Source organism: Mesorhizobium sp. CO1-1-11, assembly GCF_020164995.1.
In the GTDB taxonomy this organism is placed as follows: Bacteria; Pseudomonadota; Alphaproteobacteria; order Rhizobiales; family Rhizobiaceae; genus Mesorhizobium; species Mesorhizobium australicum.
Genome location: NZ_JAIUHE010000002.1, coordinates 234,668 through 258,940, shown reverse-complemented (window position 1 = coordinate 258,940; position 24,273 = coordinate 234,668). Strand labels below are relative to the sequence as shown.

At 62.6% G+C, this 24,273-nt stretch carries 15 protein-coding genes, 1 tRNA gene and 1 pseudogene; 10 read left to right on the top strand and 7 right to left on the bottom strand.

Annotated features, from left to right (window positions below; translation table 11 throughout):
• The first annotated feature begins 60 nt into the window (after window positions 1–60).
• The 3 genes from LB554_RS03245 to LB554_RS03235 all read left to right on the top strand — a co-directional run bounded on the left by LB554_RS03245 (window position 61) and on the right by LB554_RS03235 (window position 11,659).
• Window positions 61–8,649 (top strand): GH36-type glycosyl hydrolase domain-containing protein, encoded by an 8,589-nt coding sequence (locus tag LB554_RS03245; RefSeq protein ID WP_224583089.1) that lies wholly within the window; start codon window positions 61–63, stop codon window positions 8,647–8,649.
• Between the two features lie 371 nt (window positions 8,650–9,020).
• A complete protein-coding gene (locus LB554_RS03240; RefSeq protein WP_015318303.1) occupies window positions 9,021–10,793 on the top strand; it encodes a glucan ABC transporter ATP-binding protein/ permease in 1,773 nt (590 codons plus the stop codon).
• 104 nt (window positions 10,794–10,897) lie between these two features.
• Window positions 10,898–11,659, top strand: coding sequence for a heme ABC transporter permease (locus LB554_RS03235; RefSeq protein WP_015318302.1), 762 nt, complete (start codon window positions 10,898–10,900; stop codon window positions 11,657–11,659).
• Window positions 11,660–11,663: 4 nt separating this feature from the next.
• Here LB554_RS03235 and LB554_RS03230 read toward each other — a convergent pair whose 3' ends face one another.
• The gene (locus LB554_RS03230) at window positions 11,664–12,722 is read right to left on the bottom strand and encodes a D-TA family PLP-dependent enzyme (protein WP_224583088.1); all 1,059 of its coding nucleotides are present in this window, start codon (window positions 12,720–12,722) and stop codon (window positions 11,664–11,666) included.
• Window positions 12,723–12,920: 198 nt separating this feature from the next.
• On the opposite strand from LB554_RS03230, the gene LB554_RS03225 reads away from it, so the two are divergent.
• Window positions 12,921–13,607, top strand: coding sequence for a D-lyxose/D-mannose family sugar isomerase (locus LB554_RS03225; protein WP_015318300.1), 687 nt, complete (start codon window positions 12,921–12,923; stop codon window positions 13,605–13,607).
• Between the two features lie 72 nt (window positions 13,608–13,679).
• A complete protein-coding gene (locus LB554_RS03220; RefSeq protein WP_224583086.1) occupies window positions 13,680–14,081 on the top strand; it encodes a hypothetical protein in 402 nt (133 codons plus the stop codon).
• Window positions 14,082–14,111: 30 nt separating this feature from the next.
• Here the strand turns inward: LB554_RS03220 and LB554_RS03215 are convergent.
• Together LB554_RS03215 and LB554_RS03210 are read right to left on the bottom strand one after the other, a co-directional pair.
• Window positions 14,112–15,795, bottom strand: a pseudogene (locus tag LB554_RS03215) (hypothetical protein).
• Window positions 15,796–15,924: 129 nt separating this feature from the next.
• The gene (locus tag LB554_RS03210; protein ID WP_015318297.1) at window positions 15,925–16,557 is read right to left on the bottom strand and encodes a hypothetical protein; all 633 of its coding nucleotides are present in this window, start codon (window positions 16,555–16,557) and stop codon (window positions 15,925–15,927) included.
• A gap of 353 nt (window positions 16,558–16,910) precedes the next feature.
• On the opposite strand from LB554_RS03210, the gene LB554_RS03205 reads away from it, so the two are divergent.
• The 3 genes from LB554_RS03205 to LB554_RS03195 all read left to right on the top strand — a co-directional run bounded on the left by LB554_RS03205 (window position 16,911) and on the right by LB554_RS03195 (window position 18,656).
• The gene (locus tag LB554_RS03205; protein WP_224583085.1) at window positions 16,911–17,384 is read left to right on the top strand and encodes a YidB family protein; all 474 of its coding nucleotides are present in this window, start codon (window positions 16,911–16,913) and stop codon (window positions 17,382–17,384) included.
• A 9-nt stretch (window positions 17,385–17,393) separates the two neighbouring features.
• Complete coding sequence (locus LB554_RS03200) at window positions 17,394–17,870, top strand: hypothetical protein (protein WP_140661918.1); 477 nt, start codon at window positions 17,394–17,396, stop codon at window positions 17,868–17,870.
• 519 nt (window positions 17,871–18,389) lie between these two features.
• Window positions 18,390–18,656 (top strand): hypothetical protein, encoded by a 267-nt coding sequence (locus tag LB554_RS03195; protein ID WP_140823689.1) that lies wholly within the window; start codon window positions 18,390–18,392, stop codon window positions 18,654–18,656.
• A 327-nt stretch (window positions 18,657–18,983) separates the two neighbouring features.
• On the opposite strand, the gene LB554_RS03190 is transcribed toward LB554_RS03195, so the two are convergent.
• From LB554_RS03190 to LB554_RS03170, 4 genes are all read right to left on the bottom strand, one after another.
• On the bottom strand, window positions 18,984–19,544 hold the full coding sequence (locus LB554_RS03190) for an EF-hand domain-containing protein (RefSeq protein ID WP_224583084.1): 561 nt from the start codon (window positions 19,542–19,544) through the stop codon (window positions 18,984–18,986).
• Between the two features lie 940 nt (window positions 19,545–20,484).
• A tRNA-Gln gene (locus LB554_RS03180) sits at window positions 20,485–20,558 on the bottom strand.
• Window positions 20,559–20,568: 10 nt separating this feature from the next.
• Window positions 20,569–20,718 carry a hypothetical protein gene (locus LB554_RS03175; protein WP_224583083.1) on the bottom strand — a complete coding sequence of 50 codons (150 nt, stop codon included), beginning with the start codon at window positions 20,716–20,718 and terminating at the stop codon, window positions 20,569–20,571.
• 3 nt (window positions 20,719–20,721) lie between these two features.
• Complete coding sequence (locus tag LB554_RS03170; RefSeq protein WP_140617091.1) at window positions 20,722–21,654, bottom strand: lysylphosphatidylglycerol synthase domain-containing protein; 933 nt, start codon at window positions 21,652–21,654, stop codon at window positions 20,722–20,724.
• Window positions 21,655–21,949: 295 nt separating this feature from the next.
• On the opposite strand from LB554_RS03170, the gene LB554_RS03165 reads away from it, so the two are divergent.
• Both LB554_RS03165 and LB554_RS03160 read left to right on the top strand, forming a co-directional pair.
• Entirely contained in the window at window positions 21,950–23,368 is a 1,419-nt protein-coding gene (locus LB554_RS03165; protein WP_263485708.1) for a Ppx/GppA phosphatase family protein, read from the top strand.
• A gap of 25 nt (window positions 23,369–23,393) precedes the next feature.
• Complete coding sequence (locus LB554_RS03160) at window positions 23,394–24,191, top strand: RlmE family RNA methyltransferase (protein ID WP_015318290.1); 798 nt, start codon at window positions 23,394–23,396, stop codon at window positions 24,189–24,191.
• Window positions 24,192–24,273 lie beyond the last annotated feature (82 nt).

The following is a 24,273-nucleotide window of genomic DNA, read 5'->3' as shown; positions in this document are numbered from 1 at the left end:
CGGTTTTAGGGCCATTGCCGTGGCGGTGACGCCGCTGAGTGCCCGCTTACGGAATTTTCAATGAATATTCAGACGAACCCAGCCCAGATCGAGAAGACAAGCGCGAGCTTCCCGGCCATCACGGAAGAGCCGATACGATCGGTATTCCTGCCGGAGGAACGGCTCCGGCTGCTCGGCGAGAGCCTGGCCAAGGGCGATCTGACGGATCTGTTCGGCTTGATCCCGTTCGACTTCCAGGCCCGCATCCGTGACAGCGCCAAGAAGATCCTCGAAGTCTACCGGTCGACCAATGCCGCGCAGGGGAGGGGCGAAACCATCACGCCGGCCGCGCAGTGGCTGCTCGACAACAACTATCTGATCGAGGAAACCATTTTCCAGGTCAAACGCGACCTACCGCGCCGCTTCTACCGGCAATTGCCAACGCTGAAACTGCCCGACGGCGGCACCGTGCCGCGCGCATTGGCTCTGGCCTGGACCTATGTCGCGCATTCCGACAGTTCCGTCTCGGCGACCATGTTCAAGTCCATCGTCCAGGGTTTTCAGTCGGTCGAGCCGCTGAAAATCGGCGAACTCTGGGCACTGCCGTCCCTTTTGCGCTTCGTGCTCATCGAAAACCTCCGCCGCCTGGCGGTCAGGGTCAACCGCACCCGCCAGATGCGCCAGATCGCCAACGACGTGGCCGACAAGGTGCTGGCGACCGACGACAATCCGGACCGGCAGGCGATCCTTGCCAATTTCAGCGCGCATGCACAGGACACCACCTTCGCCACTCAGCTGCTCTATCGCCTGCGTGACGGATCGCAGAATGCCGGCAAGGCGCTGGAGTGGCTGGAAGGCGAACTCGAAAAGACCGGCTCGGATGCCGAGGAAATCATCATTTCCGAGCACCAGACGCTGTCCAGCGGCAATGTGACCACCGGCAACATCGTTCGCGGCCTGCGCCTCATCAACGACGTCGACTGGACGGTGTGGTTCGAAGGCGTCAGCCGCATCGATACCGTGCTGCGCGAGCGCACTGATTTCGCCGCGCTCGACTTCTTCTCGCGCGATCAATACCGCACCGCGATCGAGGAACTGGCACGCCGCTCGAACCTGTCGGAGTACCGTGTCGCCGAAAAAGCCATCGAACTAGCCGGCCATGCTGTCAGCGAAACCGTCCCGGAGAGCGGTGAGGGGGTTGATGCCCAAGCTGCATCCGTTCACACCGATGTCGGTTTCTATCTCGTTGGCCCGCGTCGGCTGGAACTCGAAAAGACGATCGGTTATCGGCCCACGATCAGCCAGATCGTCAAGCGGACCTTCGCCAAGACCGGATGGCTTGGCATCGTCCTGCCCGTCTTCGCCCTGACCGTCCTGCTGCTCGTCCTGTCGGGCAACGCCCTTTCCAATCTCGGCCTGTCGGTTCCGTCCATCGTGCTGATGCTGGCCCTGTTTGCCGTGCCGGCCAGCGAAGGCGCGCTCGCTTTCTTCAACACCGTGGTCTCGCTCTTCCTCAAGCCGACACGCCTGATCGGCTATGACTACAGGCACGGCGTGCCGCCCGAGGCGCGCACCCTGGTGGTCGTGCCGTCGCTGATCGGCTCCCGTGACGATGTCGAGGAAAACATCCGCAACATCGAAGTGCATTACCTTGCCAATCTGGCGGACGAGATCCATTTCGCGCTGCTTTCGGATTGGCCCGACAGCAAGATCGAGATCGATGCGGCCGATACCGAGATCCTCGACTTCGCTCGCGCCGAAATCGCCCGCCTCAATGCGCGCTATCCCTCCGAAGGCGCGCCGCGCTTTTACATCCTGCACCGCCGCCGGCTCTACAATGCCGCTCAAGGGTCCTGGATGGGTTGGGAGCGCAAGCGCGGCAAACTGCACGAACTCGATCTCTTGCTGCGCGGCGACAGCGATACCACCTTCCTGCCGCTCGAAGTGCCGCTGCCGGAAAAAGTCGTCCATGTGATGACGCTCGACGCCGATACCCGCACCACCCGCGATGCGGTATCGAGCCTTGTCGGCAAGCTTTGCCATCCGCTCAACCGTCCGCATTTCGACGCCACCAGGCGCGTCGTCACCGCCGGCTATACCATCCTGCAGCCGCGCATCACCGCTTCGCTCACCAGCGGCGACGAAGCTTCGTTCTTCCAGCGCGTGTTCTCGGCCAATCGCGGCCTTGATCCTTATGTCTTCGCTGTTTCGGACCTCTATCAGGACGTCTTCAGCGACGGGTCCTTCACCGGCAAGGGTCTCTATCATGTCGATGCCTTCGAGGCCGCTTTGCAGGGCCGCATCGAGGAAAACACCATTCTCAGCCACGATCTGCTCGAAGGCGCGCTGGCGCGCGCCGCGCTGGTCACCGACGTCGAACTGGTCGAAGATTACCCGACCCGCTACTCGGTCGATGCCTCGCGCCACCATCGCTGGGCGCGCGGCGACTGGCAGCTTTTGGGGTACATCTTCAACCCGCGCTCCGGCGTTCCGGCCCTGTCGCGCTGGAAGATGGTCGACAATCTACGCCGCTCGCTGACGCCAATCTTCTGGGTGATGGCGGCGATCGCCGGCTGGACCTTGCTGCCCTTCACGCAGGCCGCGCAGTGGCAGGCCTTGCTGATCCTGAGCCTGTTCATGGCGCCGACCTTCGACGTCGTCAACGCCATCCTGCCCAAGAGCGGCGACCAGACGCCGCGCGGCCATTTCTCGGCGCTGGCGCGCGACGTCGCCTTCGGCACCGCCATGGTGGCACTGAAGATCGTGCTGATGGCACATAACGCCTGGATGATGGGCGATGCCATCGTGCGCACGCTCTACCGGCTGTTCGTCAGCCGGCAGAACCTCCTGGAATGGCGCACCGCCTCGCAGGCGCACAAGGCCGGCGACAACGATGTCGGCTCCTATTACGGCATGATGTATGGCGCCGTGATCATCGGCTTTGTCGGCCTCGCCATTCCGGTGCTGGCCGATTCCACCGGTGCCTTCGTCGCCTTCTTCTTTGCCTTGTTCTGGATCGGCTCGCCGGCGATCGCCAGCTGGATCAGCCGCTCGGCTGAAACCGAGGATCGGCTGCGCATATCGCAAGCCGACATCCACACGCTGCGCACCGTGGCGCGCCGCACCTGGCACTATTTCGAGAGCTTCGTGACGGCAGAGCATCACAATCTGCCGCCAGACAATTTCCAGGAGAGCCCCGCGCCAGTCGTGGCGCCGCGCACCTCGCCGACCAACATCGGCGTCTATTTGCTCTCGGTCGTCTCGGCACGCGATTTCGGCTGGATCAGCCTGTCCGATGCCATCACCCGCATCGACGCCACAATGACCACCATTGAGAGTATGCCGCGCCATCGTGGTCATCTCTTCAACTGGTACGATACCACGACACTGAAGCCGCTTTATCCGCTCTACATCTCGGCTGTCGACAGCGGTAATCTCGCCGGCCACCTGGTGGCGGTGGCGGCTGCCTGCGCCGAATGGGCGGAAGCCCCTTCCGTCCACCTGCAGGGCGATTTCGAAGGCATCCTCGATACGGTGACCATCCTGAGCGAAAGCCTCGATGAACTGCCCGACGACCGCCGCCAGTTGCGCCCGTTGCGCCAACGCCTTGTCGATCGCCTCGACGGCATGCGTCGCGCGGTTGAGACGATCAAGGCACAGCCGGAAATGGCCTCCATCCGCACCATCAACCTGGCGGTGCTGGCCGGCGAAATCCGCAAGCTCGCCACCGCCATTCACACCGAAGCCGCATCGCCGCAAAGCGACGTCATCGTCGACTGGACGGCACGGCTCGAAACCACCTGCGAGGCGCATGTCCACGACGCCCACAGCGACGAGAACGCCGTCGAGGCTCTGCGTGCCAAGCTGCTCACCTTGCGCGAGCGCACCCGTCGTTTCGCCTTCGAGATGGAGTTCGCCTTTCTGATGCGGCCGGAGCGCAAGCTTTTGTCGATCGGCTACCGGGTCGAGGAACATCAGCTCGACGAAAGCTGCTACGACCTTCTCGCCTCCGAGGCGCGGCTGACCAGCCTGTTCGCCATCGCCAAGGGCGATCTGCCGACCGAACATTGGTTCAGGCTTGGCCGCCCGATCGTCGAGATCGGCTTCCAGGGCGCGCTGATGTCGTGGTCCGGCTCGATGTTCGAATATCTGATGCCGCCGCTGGTGATGAAGGAGCCGCAAGGCTCGATCCTCAACCAGACGAGCAAGCTGATCATCAAGCGCCAGATGCAGTATGGCCGGCAGAAGAATGTGCCGTGGGGCATTTCGGAAGCGGCCTACAACGCCCGCGACCGGGAACTGACCTATCAGTACACCAATTTCGGCGTGCCGGGGCTTGGGCTGAAGCGTGGCCTTGGCCAGAACACGGTGATTGCGCCTTACGCGACCATCATGGCGGCGCAGTTCAACCCGCGCGAAGCGGTGCAGAATCTGACCCGGCTGCGCGAGATCGGCGCGCTTGGCCGTCATGGCTATTACGATGCGGTCGACTTCACGCCGCAGCGCGTACCGGAAGGCACCAACCACGCGGTCGTGCTGAACTACTATGCCCATCATTCGGGCATGTCGATCGCCGCCGTCGCCGACGCCATCTTCGAAGGTCGCCTGCGCGATCGCTTCCACAGCGATCCGGTCATTGAATCGGCCGAATTGCTGCTGCAGGAGAGGGCGCCGCGCGACATTCCGACCGCCACCGTCCGCACCGAGGCCGACGAGCGCTCCAAGGACGAGACCGAGACCGAGAGTCCTGACACCCGCATCGTGCTCGATCCCGCGCGAGCGCTGCGTTCGACCAATGTGATGTCGAATGGCCGCTATTCGGTGATGGTGACCGCGACCGGCTCCGGCTACAGCCGCTGGGGCGATCTTTCCGTCACCCGCTGGCAGCCCGATCCGGTCGAGGATCGGCTTGGCTCCTACATCTTCCTGCGCGATGCCGCCACTGGCGACTGGTGGTCCGCGACTTCGGAACCCAGGCGCGCGGCCGAGGAAAAGACGCAGGCCCTGTTTTCCGATGACAAGGCGAGCTTCGTGAAGCTGGTCGGCACGCTGCGCTCCGAAGTGGAGTGCATCGTCATCTCCGAGGGCAATGGCGAAGGCCGTCGCATCACGCTCTACAATGAGAGCACATCCGACCGTCACATCGAGGTGACGTCCTTTGCAGAACTGGTCCTGGGTTCGGAAGCTTCCGACAACGCGCATCCGGCCTTCTCGAAAATGTTCGTGGAAACGGAAATCGCCGCCAACAACGGCGCGATCTTCGCCACGCGCCGCAAGCGTGAAACCAGCGAACCGGATGTGACGCTGGTGCATTTCGTCACCGATCCGTCGGGACCGGCGCGTGATGCCGAGGCCGAGACCGACAGGCGCGCCTTCATCGGCCGTGGCCGCACCATCGTCGATGCCGCCGCCTTCGATCCAGGCGCCAGGCTTGGCGGCCATTCCGGCTTCACGCTCGATCCCATCGCCTCGCTGCGTCGTCAGGTGCGCGTGCCCGCCAACAAGAAAGTATCGCTGACCTTCTGGACCGTCGTCGGGGCAAACCGTGCCGAGCTGGAGGAGGCGATAAGCCGGCTCGACCATCAGGAGAGCTTTGCCCGGCAGGCGATGCTTGCCTGGACGCGTAGCCAGGTGCAGACCCGCCATATGGGCCTCAGTCTGACCGACGCGGCCAATGTGCAGAAGCTGGCGCGCTATCTGATCTATCCCGACCCGTTCCTGCGGTTGCCGGCCGAGTCCATCGCTTCCGGGTTGGGCAAGCAGTCGAGCCTGTGGCCGACCAGTATTTCGGGCGATTACCCGATCTTCCTGGTCAGGATCGGTGACGTTGCCGATCTCGAGATCGTAGCCCAGGCGTTGCGCTTCCAGGAATACATGCGCACCCGCGGCATGATGATCGACTTCGTCGTGGTCAACGAGCAGGCTTCGTCCTATGTCCAGGATCTGCAGCGCGCGGTCGAGACGCTGTGCGAAAACAGCCGCTTGCGCGGCAAGGAACTCGGACCCCGCCAGCACATTTTCGCGGTGCGCCGCGACCTGATGGAGGAAACCACCTACAAGACGCTGCTCGCCGTCGCCCGGGTTGTGCTGCATACACGTAACGGCACCATCTTCGACCAGATCGAACGGGCCGAGGCGGCCGCGCTGCAGGCGCGCGATGGCTTGCAGCCGGCAGGATTGCCGGGTTCGCGCGAAATCGCGGCGCTCGCACCGCAGATGCATGCATTTGCCTCGCAGGCGGTGGCCGACGTCAGCGCCGATGGCTCCGGCCTCAGCCTGTGGAATGGTTTCGGCGGCTTCGACGGCGACGGGCGGCACTATGTGGTGCGCCTGGCTGGCCGGCGCACGACGCCGCAACCCTGGATCAACGTCGTCTCCAACGCGTCGTTCGGCTTCCACACCTCGGCCGAGGGAGCGGCCTTCACCTGGAGCCGCAACAGCCGCGATTACCAGCTGACGCCATGGTCGAACGATCCGGTGTCCAACCGGCCGGGCGAGGGCGTCTATATTTACGACCAGGCCAGCGGCAAGGCGTTCTCTCCGCTCGCAGCGGTGGTGCGCGATCCCGCGATGACCTACGAGGCTTGGCATGGCCAGGGCTTCTCGACCTTCCGCTCGAAGCGCGGACCGTTGTCGATGGACCTGACCCATGTCGTCGATCCCATCGATCCGGTGAAGATCACGCGGCTGCGCATCCAGAATTCCGGCCCGGTACCGGCTCGGCTGCGCGTCTATGCTTACGCCGAATGGGTGCTTGGCGGGCATCGGTCGCGCACCGCGGCAACCATAGTGCCGTCCCGCGACGGAGCCACCGGCGCGTTGCTGGCGCAAAATCCCTACGGGCTCGATTTCAGCGAGCGGGTGGCCTTCCTCGCCGCCGACACCGGCGTCCACTCGGTGACGTCAGACCGGGCCGAATTCCTCGGCCGGCACGGGTCCAGCGAGCTGCCACAGGCGGTGCTGAGCGGTTCGGCCCTGTCGGGTCGCGTCGAGGCCGGAGATGATCCTTGCGCGGCGATCGCTCGCGACGTCGAGATTCCGGCCGGCGCCGACGTCACACTTATCTGGCTGCTCGGCGATGCCGATTCCGCGGCGCAGGCGAGCGCGTTGGTGCAGACGCACCGGGGCAAGGACTTCGACCAGCGCCTGGCCGACAATGAGCGCGAATGGCGCGCCTTCCTCGACACCATCCAGGTCGAGACGCCGGACAAGGCACTCGATGCCATGGTCAATCACTGGCTGCCCTATCAGAGCCTTGCCTGCCGCATCCGCGCCCGCTCGGCCTTCTACCAGGCAAGCGGCGCCTTCGGCTTCCGCGACCAGTTGCAGGACACGCTCGCCTTGCTGGCGCACGACCCGACGCTGGCGCGCGACCAGATCCTCAACGCCGCGCGGCGGCAGTTCCCGGAGGGCGACGTGCAGCATTGGTGGCTGCCGCGGACCGGCGCCGGCGTGCGTACCCTGATCTCCGACGACGTGGTGTGGCTCGCCCACGCCACGTCCCGCTATCTCATGGTGACCGGCGACGCCGCCATCCTGAAGGAGCAACTGCCTTTCCTCGACGGACAGGCGCTGGGTGAAGGCGAGCACGACGCCTTCTTCACCCCGGAAATCTCGAAGAAGACAGTGTCGCTCTACGACCACTGCGCGCGTGCGCTCGACCTTGCCATCAAGCGCAGCAGTCCAGCCGGCCTGCCGCTGATCCTTGGCGGCGACTGGAACGACGGCATGAACCGTGTCGGCGAACACGGCAAGGGCGAGAGCGTGTGGCTGGGTTGGTTCCTGTTGAAGACGCTGGGCGACTTCGCCGCGGTCGCCAAGACCGAGGGCGACACCAAGCGCGCACAGGCCTGGGCAAAGCATGCCGACGCGCTGAAGCGGGCACTCGAAAGCACGGCATGGGACGGCGAATGGTACCGGCGCGGCAGTTTCGATGACGGTACGCCTTTGGGCTCGCGTACATCGCAGGAGTGCAAGATCGACTCCATCGCCCAGTCCTGGAGCGTGCTGTCGGGCGAGGGCGACCCGGCGCGGTCGACCACGGCCATGCAGCAGGCGACGAAGCTGCTCGTCGACGACCGTCTCAAGATCGTCAAACTGTTCACGCCACCCTTCTCGAAGACACAGAAGGACCCCGGCTACATCAAGAGCTATCCACCTGGCGTGCGCGAGAATGGCGGCCAGTATACCCACGCGGCGACGTGGTTCGTCATTGCGCTGGCCGAGATGGGGCAGACCGATGAAGCTTATCGCTGCTTCTCAATGCTGAATCCGGTCAACCACGCGTTCGACGAGGCCTCGGCCGAGCACTACCGCGTCGAGCCCTACGTGGTGGCGGCCGATATCTACGCCGGCGATGACAAGGGAGGTCGCGGCGGCTGGACCTGGTACACCGGCTCGGCGGGCTGGCTTTATCGGGCGGCGGTCGAAGGCATCCTGGGCATCGAACGGCGCGGCAAGCAGATCACATTCCGGCCGAAGCTGCCCAGCCACTGGGATGGCTACCAGGCTTCACTCAAGATGCTGGGCGCCGAGATCAAGGTCCAGGTCATTCGCGACAAAAAGGCCAAGACGATCTCGCTCGAAGTCAATGGTTCGAAGACAAAATCGACGTCCTTCGCACCCAAAGCTGGTGACCAGACCGAGGTCGTGGTCAAGATACCGGCATGAAATCAACCATTTAGTGATTAGATCGCGCGTCCTCCGGGACGCGCGATGCCGTGCATTGTTTACTTGCGCGCGGGGTGCCGACGACGTTGGCCAGCCGCGCGGACCAAGTCATGCCGGCCTGCCGTGATTAAAAATGTGGCACAGCTCGACCACTGCCATGATTTTGCCGCAAGGCTGACATTTCACCTTTTATCTCAAACTGTTAGGTGATCACGCCAGATTTCGTATCGTCGTCATCTTTTGTTCGCTAAATGGGAACGGAAGAGATAGACGGGCATTGTTTTGCGACGCATCAACCGTTACGTGTCAGGAAATGGTGCGGTGCACAATATTGGTATTGGGCACAATAGAACGTTGGCGGAGTAGCTGAAGTGTCACTTCTGCAGATCTATTGGAGAGCGCTGGGGTATCTGGCTGCCGACAAGAAGCGCGTCGCGCTGATCTGTTCGGCCAACGTCGCTCTTGCAGCCATCGCGATACTTGAGCCGATCATGTTCGGCCGGGTCATCGACGCGATTTCCGCGCACGGTTCGGTTTTCTCCACGCTCGCCGTGTGGGCCGGCCTCGGCGCCTTCAATGTCATGGCTTTCGTCCTGGTGGCGCGCGGCGCCGACCGGTTCGCGCACGCCCGGCGCAGCGAAGTGCTCTGTCAGTCGTTCGAGCGCGTCATCACCATGCCGCTCGCCTGGCATCATCAGCGTGGCACCTCGAATGCCCTCCACACGCTGCTGCGCGCCGTCGAGACTCTGTTCAGCCTCTGGCTTGAATTCATGCGCCAGCACTTGTCGACCGCTGTCGCGCTCGTTCTGCTGGTTCCGACGGCGCTCAGCATGGATGTGCGCATGTCGATGGTTCTGCTCGTGCTCGGCGTGCTCTATGTCGGCATCGGCCGCCTGGTGATGAAGCGCACCAAGGAAGGCCAAGCTGCGGTCGAGCGCCACTATCACAAGGTATTCGCGCATGTGACGGACTCGGTGAGCAACGTCGCCGTGCTGCAGAGCTACAACCGTCTCGGCTACGAGGCCGAGGCGCTGCGTGGCTACGTCAAGAACCTGCTCGACGCGCAGAACCCGGTGCTCGACTGGTGGGCTATCGCCAATGCGCTCAATCGGCTGTCGTCGACGATCTCGATGATGGTGGTGCTTTTGATCGGCGCTTACCTGGTCACTCATGGCCAGCTGCGCATCGGTGACGTCATCGCCTTCACCGGCTTCGCCACGCTGCTGATCTCACGGCTCGATCAGATGTCGGCTTTCGCGAACCAGATTTCGGAAGCTCGCGCCAAGCTCGAGGATTTCTACAAGCTCGAGGACTCGGCCGCCGATACCGCCGAGCCGGATGGTCTGCGCGACCTTGCCAACGTCACCGGCCATGTTCGTTTCGAGGATGTCAGCTTCGAGTTCGCCAATTCGGGGCAGGGCGTCAGCGACGTGTCCTTCGAGGTGCAGGCCGGCCAGACCGTCGCCATCGTCGGACCGACGGGTGCGGGCAAGACCACGCTCATCAACTTGCTGCAGCGCGTCTTCTCGCCGTCCAGTGGCCGTATCCTGATCGACGGCATCGATACCCGCACGGTGACCCGCAAGTCGCTGCGCCATTCGATCGCCACCGTGTTCCAGGACGCCGGGCTTTTGAACCGCTCGATCGAGGACAACATCCGCGTCGGCCGCGCCGATGCGACCAACGACGAGATCCATGCCGCCGCCACCGCGGCCGCGGCGCAGGATTTCATCCTGGCCAAGAGCAATGGCTACGACACGGTGGTCGGCGAACGTGGCGGCCAGCTCTCGGGCGGCGAGCGCCAGCGCATCGCCATTGCCCGTGCCGTGCTGAAGGATGCCCCGATCCTGGTGCTCGACGAGGCGACCAGCGCACTCGACGTCGAGACCGAGGACCGCGTCAAGGAAGCGATCGACGAATTGCGCCGCGACCGCACCACTTTCATCATCGCCCACCGCCTGACCACCGTCCGCGACGCCGATCTGGTCGTGTTCATGGACAAGGGCAGGGTGGTCGAGATGGGTGGCTTTGCCGAACTGTCGCTGCGCAACGGCCGCTTCGCCAGCCTGCTGCGCGCCGGCGGCCTGCTCAACGACGAGGAAGTCCGGCGCCTCAGCCGGTCGGTGCAGGGCGAGGCCGCCTGAGCCGTTAACGGTTCCGCCTTCTCCCGAACGGGAGGAGGCAAGACCAGAGCTGCGACACCGCCGCTCGATTGCCCCAAACGCATCGGCGGTCTATGTAAAGTCGCATGAGTGACACCACCTCACGCCTGAGCGGCCTGACCGATCTTGCCAATCCGACGCGGTTCGTCGGGCTTGCCGACAAGCTTGTGCCGTGGCTGGCGGCGCTCGCCGCGCTCATCCTCGCGATTGGTCTCTATATGAGCTTCACCGCGCCCGAGGATTTCCAGCAGGGTATCACCGTTCGCATCATGTACATCCACGTGCCTTTCGCCTGGCTCGCCATGATGTGCTATACGCTGATGGCGGTCTCCGCGCTTGGCACGCTGGTCTGGCGCCATCCGCTGGCCGATGTCGCGCTGAAGTCGGCCGCACCCATTGGAGCGGTGTTCACCGCGCTGGCGCTGATCACCGGTTCGATCTGGGGCAAGCCGATGTGGGGCACCTGGTGGGTGTGGGACGCTCGCCTGACTTCTGTCTTCGTGCTGTTCCTGATGTATCTCGGCATCATCGCGCTGACCCGTGCGCTGGATGATGCCAGCCGCGCCGCCTGGGCCGCTGCCATCATCACGCTGGTTGGCTTCATCAATATCCCGATCATCAAATTCTCGGTCGACTGGTGGAACACGCTGCACCAGCCTGCCTCGGTGTTCCGGCTCGGCGGCCCTACCATCGACCCGAGCCTGCTCTGGCCTCTGCTGGTGATGGCTTTCGGCTTTACCGTGCTGTTCTTCGCGCTGCACCTGATGGCAATGCGCACCGAAATCCGCCGCCGCCGGGTGATAGCCATGCGGCGGGTGGCAGCGCGGCAGGCGGAGCGTCCGGTCTAAAACCTCATGTCATCAGCCCGCGAGCCGCCACTGGCAGCGTTTCGAGAACCTTCTCGCCGTCTATCAGATTGATCTCGTTGAACAGGTTGGTAACGACGCAGCAGTGGTCCGGCACCACGCGCACGCGTTCGCCAATGCGCAGCCTGCCGTCGCCAGAAAGCGTGACCGTGCCGTGCTCCTCGCTCAGGCCCGTCACCAGTGCTCCGGGGACGCCCATCAACTCTCCAAAATCCTTTAGCCCTAGCGTATCGCTGGACAGGGCCTTGCTGCCGCTATCGAGAATGGCGCGCGTCGCTGTCGGATGGCTGACCACGGTCGCAAGCACCGTCAGCGCGCAATCGTCCAACGTGCCAACGCCTTTGGCGACCTGGTAGCGATCGAGATAGATGTAGGTTCCCGGGCGATACTCCGTGACGACGGATGCATCGGCGGAGCGCCATATATCAGGCGTGCCGCCGCTCGAGATGCGCTCGCAGGCAAGCCCCGAAGCAGCCAGCGCCTGCTTGGCGGTGGCGAGCCAGGCTTCCGCTTCAGCCGCGCGGCCGGCGGCCGGATAGGTCATCAGTCCGCCGAAGGTGAGGCCACCTGCCTTGTCGATCACCCTTGCCAGCGCTACCGCTTCATTGGCTGTCTGCACGCCGCAGCGACCCATGCCGGTATCGCATTCGACCAGCACGGGCAGAGGATGGCCGGCATCGGTGAAAGCTGCCGCGAGCCCTTCCAGCGTGTCCATGCTGTCGGCCGTCACCGACAGGGTCACGCGGCCATGCAGCGCCTTCAGCCGCTCGAGCTTGGCGCGTCCCAGGATGTTGTAGGGAAGAAAGATATCGGTCAGCCCGGCGTCGGCCATTACCTCGGCCTCGCCGATCTTCTGGCACGTGATGCCGACTGCACCTGCCGCCATCTGCTTCTTCGCCCAATAAGGCAGCTTGTGCGTCTTGATGTGCGGCCTGAGCTTCAGTCCGTTCTTGTCGGCATGAGCCTGTGCACGAGCAATGTTGGCTTCGGCGCGCGCGACGTCGATCAGGATCGAAGGCGTATCGAGGTCATGGATGGTCGGCATCGGCTATCCCTGTGCAATTCGCAAGGGTTATGAACCTCAAAGCACGCGATGTCACGCGGCCAGCGGGCCGCGATCTGTTGGCCATGGGTGGCACGCGCAAGGCTCCAACAGGCAGGGCTCGATCAGGCAAGGTGGATCGACACCGCACCGGCGTTCGGCTATGCGATTGTCGGAAAAATCGACACGAGGGTCATCATCATGAAACGCTCCGCCATCAACGACATCATCCGCGAAGCCGACGCTTTCATCCGCTCGTTCGGCTATATCATGCCGCCCTTCGCCTACTGGTCGCCGGAAGAGATGAAGGCGCGCCAGGTCGATTCCTCGGCCATCTTCACCTCGCGGCTCGGCTGGGACATCACCGACTACGGCCAGGGCAAGTTCGACGATCTCGGCCTGTTCCTGTTCACCGTTCGCAACGGCCGCTACGAGGACATGAAGAAGGGCATGGGCATGCTCTATGCCGAGAAGATCATGATTTCGCGCAAGGAGCAGATGTCGCCGATGCACCGCCACAACATCAAGGCCGAGGACATCATCAACCGCGGCGGCGGCAAGCTGGTGCTTGAACTGTTCATGCATGATCGCGACGGCGGCATCGACCCCAAGGCCGAGGTTTCGGTGCCGGTCGACGGAACTATCCACAGGCTGCCGGCGGGCGGACTGCTGAAGCTTGATCCGGGTCAAAGCGTCACGCTCTTGCCCGGCGTCTGGCACGCCTTCTGGGCCGAGGGCAAGGATGTCCTGATCGGCGAGGTGTCGACCGTCAATGACGATCGCACGGACAACGTCTTCCGCGAGCCGATCGGCCGTTTCGCCGATATCGAGGAAGACACACCGCCGTTGCATCTATTGGTGGCCGACTATGACAAATGGCTGGGCTGACGGCATCCGTCCTCAACCCCGCTTTGACCCCGATTTGCGGGGCCAGCACCCAAGCCCGAGGAGAAATAAGTCTTGAAATCAGCTCTGGTTCCAGCCATTGCCGCCTTGGCGGCGCTCAGTTTCGGTATGCCGGTCCAGGCGGCGGGCTTCACCAATATCGTCCTTTCCGCGACGAAGGACGGGGGAACGCCTCAGAGCAACTTCCCAGTCGAGACACCGGTGATCTACGTATCGGCTGACCTTGTGGATATCGCGCCAACCTCGAAAATCACATTCTCCTGGGTCTCGGTTGATTCCCACGGTGCCGCGCCGGAAAACTATACGATCGACAAGGTCGACCTCGACGTAGGAGCCAACAATCAGGCTGATTCACAACTCACCAAACCAACGGCGGGATGGCCGGAGGGCACCTATCGGGTTGATTTGGCCATTGATGGAACGGTTGCTGAATCGGTGCCCTTCAGCATTCCATGATTGAACTGCCCGGGAAGGGTGCGATGGGCATCAAGGACAACAGCTGAGTGCCGATTGCACGCCCGTCCGGCACAGGCACGATGAGCTGATCGGCACATCGGCCTTGGCCAGCGCCGTGGCGAGTTTTGCCTGCAGTACAGGCAGCTCTTGGCTCTCGCAGCGCCCCAAACATTCCACCAGCCCGTGCAGCGCCCAGACATTGTCCGGGTGCTGGGCGCAGCGCTGGACATTGCCGCTCAGGCCGAGATCGTCGCGATAGACCTGCTCGGCCTCTTGCGCGTGGCCCTGGTCGAGAAGCAGCGCCGCCAGCGCATGGCGCGGCGGGTGCATCCACGCCCACGGCTCGGTGTAGGACAGATTGTCATCCAGCTCGACCGCGTGCCTGAGATGGCCATAGGCCTGCTCGTGCCGGCCCTGGTGGTAGGCAAGCTCGCCGTCGAGCAAGGCGGCACCGACGGCAAGCGAGGCGCGGGCCGGGTTGCTGAGAAAACGCCGCTCGGCTGGAATGCCTTCGAGATGCTGGTGGAAGCGTTCACGCTCGCGCTCGGCGTCGGTGAATTGCCTCAGCGTCGCATGCGCCACGCTCTTGGCATAATGCTGCATGGCCGCGGTCAGCACATAGAGGCCGGGCTCTTCGGTTGCCGGCTCGTCGATGATTTCCCGCCAGCGACCGAAGCGCACCAGCACGTGCGATTTTCATCGCATGATAGCCTTCCACGGTCTGGGTGAGTTTGGGCCGATCCTGGATGGCGACCACGTCACGCGTCACCAGGCTGCGCACCTTGTCGGCGGCCCACAGCGCCGGCTGGTACTGGCCCGACAACATGCAGGTGAACATCATCAGGTGCAGATCGTGGCAGCAGCCGAGCAGATAATAGGTCGGCTCATTGGCGTAGGCGAGATAAAGGTCGTTGGCCCGAACCGCCTTTTCGCTGGCGAGCTTCGCCTTCTCATACTCGCCGCACAGCACATAGATATGCCCCGGCATGTGGTTCATGTGCCCGGCATCGGGGCACATCTCGCCGAGCAGATCGGCCGAGCGCATGCCGCGCTCCGGCTGGGTCGACATTTCCAGCAGATGGATGTGCAGGTGGACGATCGCCGGATGCTGGGCGGTGCCGGCCTCGTCTGCGAGCAGGATTGACCGCTCGCAAACCTCCAGCGCTTCGACGACGTCGGAATTCGGCGCCGGTTCACCGGTCTTGAGATTCCACAGGCGCCGCACCGTGCGCATCATCAGCGCCTCGACGAGAAGCGCCATCACATCGTGATCGTCGGGAAAGTTTTCATGGACCCGCCGCATTGCGGCGGCATAGGCGTCGTCCCATTGCTCGAATTCCTGTGGCATCACCCGGTGCGGTTTCTGGAAACGGCAGGCCAATGCCCCGATCAATTGTCTTTCGACCTCGCTGGCTGCAACCGCACTGGCGCGCGCGAGCTGGACATGCTCGAAGCAACGCTTCGTCGCGCTGTTTGCCTCGGCCTCGCCATGCTCCTTCCAGGTCAGATTGTAGAAGGGTCCGGCTGCATAGGCGATTCCCCAATGAACCATCGGGCAGTCCGGATCGGTCTCCAGTGCCTTCTCAAAGCACTTGATGCCTTCCTCATGGTTGAAGCCGTAGCACCAGTTAAGACCGATATCGAACCAGCGCTGGGTCTCGGTGGAGCGGGTGGAGATCGGGCGGCGGTAGGCGCCGAGATTGAAGCGATCCATGGGGTCTCATTCAAGTCTGGTTCGCCACGAGCCAAGCCCTGGCCAGATTCTTCGCGATCAATGTGTTCCGAAATTCGGAGCCGTGGCAAACACCATGGCTTTGGGGTGAATGTGAAGAGCGGCGCCGTTCTAGTCGGTTGCCTCGGGCGCCGCTTCGTCTTGCCAGCCGCCTAACTCCGGCAGGTCGTCAAGCCAACTTTTCTCGGTTATCACGGCATCGCCGGCCCGCGGGGCGACCTCGGCGGCGTTTTGAATCAGCCAGTCCACCCACTTCCGATAGGCAACCGGGTCCATCCGGGGCGGCAGCACCTTGGCCTTGAGCAGCATCCTCTTGCGGAAGCTGGTTTGCCTGCGCAGTTTGGTCGTCGTGAACTTGATAGCCTTGCCTTGGTATTCAACCGTCCAGCGGTCGCCCCCATGACCGACAAGCCTGTCTACCGAGAAACCGGCATCGACCGGTCTCTCCCGCCAGGGAAGCTCGATGGCGTTCCTCCTCAGATCGAGAACCCATCGCCTGTAGTTGGCCCCGGGACACTGGGGCGGCAGCACGCCGGCCTGTTCGAGCATCTTCCGTCGGAAGGTAGGCTGCTTCTTGAGCTGGCCGGTCGTCAGCTCGATGCGATGTCCACGGAATTCGACATGCCAGCGGATCCTCCCATTGCCGACATACTTCACCAGCCTGTCGATAAAGAACTCGCCATCGGCAAGCATCACGCAGCCTTGGCTGATGCTTTCGACGATGAACTCGGTGTCAGTGACCATCAGGCGGCCTTATGCAGGATTCGTTCGCGAAGCGTAGCGACAGCGATGTGCCGGATTTATGCACCAGAAAAGTGTTCCGGTTCCGATTTTCGCTAAGTGACCATTTTCATTGAAAAATGCTTGGCTGGGGTTCCTGGAAGCTTTTCGAACTTTCTGGGTCGCGCCTCAGCCTGAATTGCGGGTGCTTACGGACAAAGTAGGATACTAGATTCGGGTTTGTGAGGCATCGACTTCCTGGCGCGTTTGCCCACCTTATGTGCACGTCCGGAGGTATCCACCTAAGGTTTGGTGGCCAATGCGGAACTTTTGGAAGGCCGAGAGCTTCTCCAAGCTCGAGACCACAGGAGGAACGAGTGGCCAATCTTGGAAGACTTGCGATCGCTATGCTGGGGGTCTTGGCTTATCAAAACCGCGACAAGATCGCAGAGATGATCCGTGGAGCGGGAGAGCGCGATGCAAACAATCCGCAAGGGGGGATACTGGACCAGGTGTCCAGGGGCGTTGCCGGCACCGCGCTTGGCGATATTCTCGACCGTTTTAAAAATGCAGGTGCTGGCCCGAAGGTGGACTCCTGGGTTGGCACCGGGCCGAACGAGCCTCATGAGGTGGAAAAGGCTATTGACGCGCAGACGCTGGAGGCACTTTCAACGCAGACTGGCCTCTCGCGCGAAGAGCTCATTGCGAGGATCACCAGGGATCTGCCGGACGCCGTTAACCAGATGACCCCAAACGGCAAGCTGCCGGCAGATCACCGAACGAACGACTCGGTCGAGCCGACCCTACTAGACGACGTGCCACGGACAGGGAGCGGGACGCCGAAGCAATAGGAACAGGCTATGAGATATGGTCCCCATATTCTGCTGAGTTTACTTGTCACCATGGTGCCCACGTCGCTGCTCGGTGCTCAGGGATGGCAGGGCTTCGGGATCAAACATCTCGGCTTCGTGTTCGATGTCCCCCCGGGGTTTGTACTTACCCAGCGCTCCGACCAAGGGGCAGCCTTCGAGGGCAAAAACAAAGCGTTTCTCGCAGTATGGGGGGCGCAACTCGGCAAGGCGAGTTTTCGCACCGAGATAGAGCATCGCATGGCAGTGAATGAGCACGACGGCTGGAGGTTGACCTATAAGCGAGTGACGCCGCAATGGGCCAGCTATTCTGGGCTGAAGGACGGTCAGATACTGTATGTCCGGGCCGTCAAAGTCTGCGACGGCCGCGCGGCATTGTTTACGGCCACCTATAGTCGTGACGAAAAGCTCCCCTACGATCCGATTGTCGTTCGCATGGTAAGATCGCTAAGGGCCGATGGTTGTTAACCAAGCCGTATACAACACGGCTGGATGGCGCTGCTTGCATGTCCTGCTGGTAGGCATCGTATCGATCTCCAGAGGCCGGTCCGATCAAAGCCCGACGTCAACGGTTGTGCGCCTCCTGGCTGCCCACGCTTGAGAGTCGCGGCCCTGGACGCGACCGCTCGCCGGCGAGGCCCTTCGCTGCCGGCATCGTCGAGACGGGTACACGTGAGCACGGCATCGAAGCTCCAGGAACAAAGTGGTTCCGCTAATGTTGGGAGAAAAATTAGCGGAAACTAATATGAAATTCTTACCCGTTCTGGAACCCTGCGACACATGGGCGGTATTCGACACCACGACCGACGAACCGGCCGAGTTTGCAGGTGAGTGCCTCATTGGTCTGACAAAGGCCGCCGCTATTTGGCTCGCGGCAAGAGCCAGCGATGATGAAAGAAGAAACCGTTGCCGGCATGCATCGAGCATCAGCGTACTGGGTAGCGGTAGGTTTCTTCATCAGCAACCGCGTGAACAGTCGTGGGGGTGATGAGTGATGAGGCCATGGCCGCCGTATTGGCCTCACGTGATGATGAAGTGCAGGTCCTCGGTGTATTCGACGCAGCGAACAAGAAAGAAGCCTCCCTTGAACTTCGCCGTCTTGGAGAGGCAGTTCACTTTTTGGCAAACGCGTCGGTATTGGGCTACGACGTTCGTTCTGCGATAATCTTTCATGAAGTTGCGGGAGCACCATGCTTGAGGGCGAAGCAATGTGAGCAACTTTGGGCGAAACACGGCGCGCTGCTGGTAAAGTAACACTGCAGTTCTTGATGGAAGGCTTGTCGGTGACGGGCTGGTCCGGCTGTGTCTGCGAGTCCTGACGGCTGGCCCGGGCCTCGCCCGATCCGGCTGCTTTACGAATGACTGCGTTGAAAGGATCCATGTGAGGACATCTGGCCGGATGCCCGCTCAACTTGACCTTAGGTCGCTGGACGGGCGATTGGGAACCGGCAGCGGGCTCCGGGGGAGAACGCGCCCACGGCCGTGTTGCCTCTCCCCAAAGCGCCTCATGGCGCCTGTGGCGTTCGCCAAACTCCGAGCCGCTTTTTGACTAGCCGGATTTCAAGCTAAGACACTAGCCAATCACGGCATTTCTTCACGACCGCCAGAGCCATGCGAGAAGGACTGGATTTCATCCATATCGATCTTCCCGTCACCGTTCTGGTCGATTGCAGAGAAGATTCTGCCGACAGCCTCCTGGACCTCGTTCTCGGACAGCGATCCGTCACCATCCGTGTCCAGAAGCGCCAGTACAAGTCGCATCCCGGTGCCGCGCATCATGCGAGGACCATGATTTCCGACCATTCCATGCTCACCGGCCGGGCCGCCAGTGCGGTGCCGCTGCCAGCCGTCTCGATGACGGGAAGCTTCCTCTTGACGGTTGTCACCCTCCTCTTGCCGATTGTTACCTTCGTTAGAGCTCCGATCCTGTTGCATTCTCTCCTGGACGGCTTGCTCAATCATCTGGCGAATCATTTCATGCGTCGGCCCACCCGTCTGTCCGCTCACATCCGGCAGTTGCCCAGCTCCGGGCTGTTGGGTCGCCGGGGTTGGTGCAGGTGTTCCGTTCGTCTGGGCGAGCGCAGGGAGGGCCGCGAACATCAAAGCGGCGGCCGCGGTGGTCGTGCAGCGTGGAAATCTCATGACATGCTCCATTGGTTGGTCGTGGTCTGCCTCAAGCTGATTGGCTGGCCCCCAACTTGGAGTTCATTCCGATTGTTCCTCCCTGGAGATCGGGTCACGATGAAGTTACACGACCATGGAGTATGGGCTTCAACATACTGTGCCGACAGCAGCCGCACGTCATGGCCACGTGCAGTCAATTCTCGCCCAACAATGCAATGAGCTGCAGGCTTCGATCCCGACCAGGCAGCGTGGCAGGCCCTCGAAGAATGGCAGCACGCGCCCACGCGTCAGCTTCCTGCGAACGACAATCTCACCTCGTGGACTTGCGAATCGGCAGATGCGGCGGCCTCATGCGAGCCGGCCGGGGCGAAATCATCCGTAGGACATCCAGTTTGGCTGGGGAACCTGGATCTTCGGTAGTCCGGCCGACGATGTGGTGACGCTGGAACCCTAACCGGCCGGATCCTCGACGCCGACCAAAAGCCCGCCGCTCGCCACGGCGGGCTTTTCACTTGCCTCGCCGTTCCCGTCATACTCGACCGGACCGAGGCGCTGCACGAAACCGAGAATTTCATAATCTTGTTGCAGCGTAGGGAATGAAAAAGAAAACGAAGATCATTTCTTATGCCATGGTGCTGGCGTGCCTCGCCTTCGCAAGCTGGCGGCTTATTTTGCTTGTCTCGGCCGGCCAGTGGAAGGGAAGATTCGGCGGCTGGAGAGAATGTGAAACGTTTTGGTGCTATTCGACGGGCATCTTGTCTTATGCGAGCGTGTTGCGTTCTGCCTCTTCGCGCTCTACCTGTTGCGCTACCGCGAAAACTATGTCGCGAAGCTCTATCGAGACTACCACGAAATGAAGGGAAAGGGCTGATGCCCCCGCGTGAGACATCCATTTGGGTGTAACACTTAGCAATTTCTAATGTTCGCTAAGCAGCTGAAAACAACGATTAAAGAGGTGTGGCTGGGGAACCTGGATTCGAACCAGGACTAACGGAGTCAGAGTCCGTGGGTCTACCGTTAACCTATTCCCCAGCAGGCGCGGTCATGGATCGCGCGGGCTGAGCGGCTGAGCCGCTTGAGCGCTGCCTTGTAGCCGCCAGTGGAAAATAGTCAAGTCTGCTTTGCGGTTCAATTGCCAGGTTTCATCACCGGTTCCGAACACCAGCTTTTCCCGTGGCGTGCGAATCTCCAAGCCTCAGCTCTCCTTGCGGCTGAACTGCGAGCGTTCGAAGAACAGCACGATGCCCAGGCCCAGAAACAGCGGAACGATGAGATAAAACAGCCGGAACACCAGCAGCGCCGCCACGACGCCGACCGGATCCATCTCGGAAAGCCCGGCCAGGAACACCACCTCGAACACGCCGAGGCCGCCTGGCGCGTGCGAGATCTGGGCGACCGAGAAGGAGACCAGGAAGACGCCCAGCACGACGAAATAGCCGGGATTGTGCACCTCGGGCAGGGCGAAGAAGATGATCGCCGCGGCCGCGAGCAGCTCGATCGGGCCGATCAGCAACTGCCTGGCGACGATCGGCAGCGCCGGATAGTGCAACTGAAACCCGGCGATCCTCAGCGGGCGCAGGTGCAGCCAACTGCCGAATACATAGGCTGCGATGAGGACCAGCATCGCAATGCCTGCCGCCTCCGACAGGCCGTGATGGGCAATGCCGGAAAAGCGGTCGATGATCCGCGGCTCGAACACCAGCACAAGGCCGGAGGCGAGTAACGTCGACAGCACGAAGGTTATCCAGCAGATCGCCACCAGCACGCCGACTTCCTGGCCGGTCAGCCCCCTTGTGCCGTAGGCACGGTAGCGAATGACGGCGCCGGAGAACACCGAGCCGCCGATATTGTGCGACAGCGCGTAGGTGGTGAAGGAGCAGAGTGTCACGAACAGCCACGACACCTTTTTGCCAATATGCAGCAGCGCGATGTGATCGTAGCCGGCTAGCGCGGCATAGGCGACGACTGAGCTCAAGCCCGCCAGCATCCAGCCACGAGTTGGAATGGCCGCCAGCCCATCCCAGACGTCGTCGAGCGAGATGCCGCGCAATTCATGCCAGAGCAGCAGCAGCGAGAAGATCACCGCGCCGATGCCGACGACCGGCCAGAAATAGCGTTTCCAGTTCATTGCCCGACTGCCATGCGTTGCGTATCCGCTTCCTTTCCGTCGAGAGGCCGTCCGCCCTGGATTCCCCATTCATTTCAGAGATGCCTCATTGAAGCCGGCTATTCAACCGCGAACACTTGTCGCGCCTGACGCCGTCCCTGTTTGCCGCGCGCCGCGACGGTGTTTCGCTACTAGCCCAGCCTTGCCGGTACATTACGCCAGGGCAAAAACAAGCCCGCGCACCCGGTCGGCAAAATTCAGCGTGCGGCTCTTGGTGATCGGGCACGGCACTGTTAGTCTGGCGACAACTTGAAACATGCCAAAGCGCCTGCTGCGTCCGTCACCGGTTCGCGCGGCGCCGGAAGGAACGACAGTGGAAGACCGCGACACCGGCGCAGGCGCGCCGGAGGTGGGCGCGTCCAGCGCTTCCCTGGGGCCATCAGGCCCGGGGACAGCCGGTTGGCAGCAACGCCGCCCGACGGAGCCTCGCTCCGTGAATGGGCAGGCTGGCGACGCGACCCAGAAGGGCAAGCCCAAGAAACGGCGCAAGCGAAGGCGTGGACGCAAGGTTTTTGCGCGTGACGAGGCGCGCCCAGGGGACAATCAATCGCCGGTGCAAGGCAAGGCTCATGTTGCGGTGGTGGATTTGAAGCCTGTTGCCGCGGCGACAATCTCGCCCGCCGCTTCATTGCCTCGCCCCGAACAAGGCCACCGCCGGCCGCCGGTGCACGAGCTTCCCGTCTTCGCCGCGCTGGACCTCGGCACCAACAATTGCCGGCTGCTGGTCGCCGTTCCCACGCGTCATGGCCAGTTTCGCGTCATCGATGCCTTCTCGCGCATCGTCAGGCTGGGCGAGGGGCTCACCGCCAATGGCCGGCTCGGTCAGCCGGCGATGGACCGCGCGGTCGAGGCGCTGAAGGTCTGCGGCGATAAATTGCGCGGCCGCAAGATCAGGAAAGCAAGGCTGATCGCCACCGAAGCCTGCCGAACAGCCGAAAACGGCGTGGAGTTCCTCGATCGCGTCGAACGCGAAGCCGGCCTGAAGCTCGAGATCATCGACCGCCAGACCGAAGCCCGTCTCGCGGTTTCCGGCTGCGGTTCGCTGGTCGAGCGTGACACGCAGGGCGTCGTCCTGTTCGACATCGGCGGCGGGTCTTCCGAGATCGCGCTGATCGATCTCACCGGCCGCCGTTCGCCGCGGCTGGCCAATCACATCGTCTCGTGGACGTCGCTGCCGGTCGGTGTCGTCTCGTTGGCGGAACGCTTTGGCGGCCGCACCGTGACGCGCGAGATATTCACCGCCATGGTCGACGACGTCGCCGGCAGGCTGGCCGCTTTCGATGGCCGCGATCGGTTGAGCCATCTCAAGGCCAGCCCGAATTTCCATCTGCTGGGCACTTCGGGCACGGTGACGACGCTGGCCGGCGTCCATCTCGACCTCGAACGCTACGACCGCCGACGGGTCGACGGCCTATGGATGGACCGCGACAGCGTCGACCGCATGGTGGAGAAACTGGTCGGCTGGGACTTCCAGCAGCGCTGCGCCAACCCCTGCATCGGCGCCGACCGCGCCGATCTCGTGCTGGCCGGTTGTGCTATCCTCGAAGCGATCCGCGCCGTCTGGCCCTCGGAGAGGCTGCGCGTCGCCGACCGGGGCTTGCGCGAAGGAATATTGAGTGAGCTGATGGCCGATGACGGCGTCTGGCGCAATGACGGGCGTGCTAGGGCATCATGATCATGCTCAAACAAGAAATCAGGCAATGACGAAGAAACCGGAAAAGCCAGGGTCCGCCAGCATTCGCGTGCTGAAGACGCGGATCAAGAAGAAAAGCGGTCTGAAGGAATCGTCGCGCCGCTGGCTGCAGCGCCACATCAACGATCCGTATGTCCAGCGCTCCAAGGCCGACGGCTATCGCTCGCGCGCGGCCTACAAGCTGATCGAGATCGACGACAAGCACCATCTCTTGAAGCCCGGCATGAAGGTGATCGATCTGGGTGCCGCCCCTGGCGGCTGGTGCCAGGTCGCGGCCGCGCGCACGAAATCGACGGCTGAAAACCCGCATGTCATCGGCATCGATTATCTCGAAATGGACGCCGTGCCCGGTGCGCCGGTGCTGCTGATGGATTTCCTGGACGCCGACGCGCCGCAAAGGCTGGCCGAAGCGCTGGGCGGGGACCCGGATGTCGTGCTGTCCGACATGGCGGCGCCGACCACCGGCCACAAGCGGACCGACCATATCCGCACCATGCATCTGTGCGAGGTGGCGGCCGATTTCGCGTTGTCGGTCCTCAAGCCGGGCGGCCATTTCCTCGCCAAGACCTTCCAGGGCGGCGCCGAAAATGAGTTGCTCTCGATGCTCAAGAAGAATTTCCGCTCCGTCCATCACGTCAAGCCGCCGGCCTCACGCGATGAATCAGTGGAGCTCTATCTGTTGGCCAAGGATTTTAAGGGGCGAGAGTCCGGTCCGCCGCCAGGCGGATCGGAACGTCCAGTGGACGTTCCGAAGGACTCGAGCGCCCCGAGCCATAGCGAAGGGCCGGGGGACGCCGACGGCTGAAAGGCCAGCTCCCCGCCGGTCCGCCGCCAGGCGGAGCGGAACGTCCAGTGGACGTTCCGAAGGACTCGAGCGCCCGGAGCCA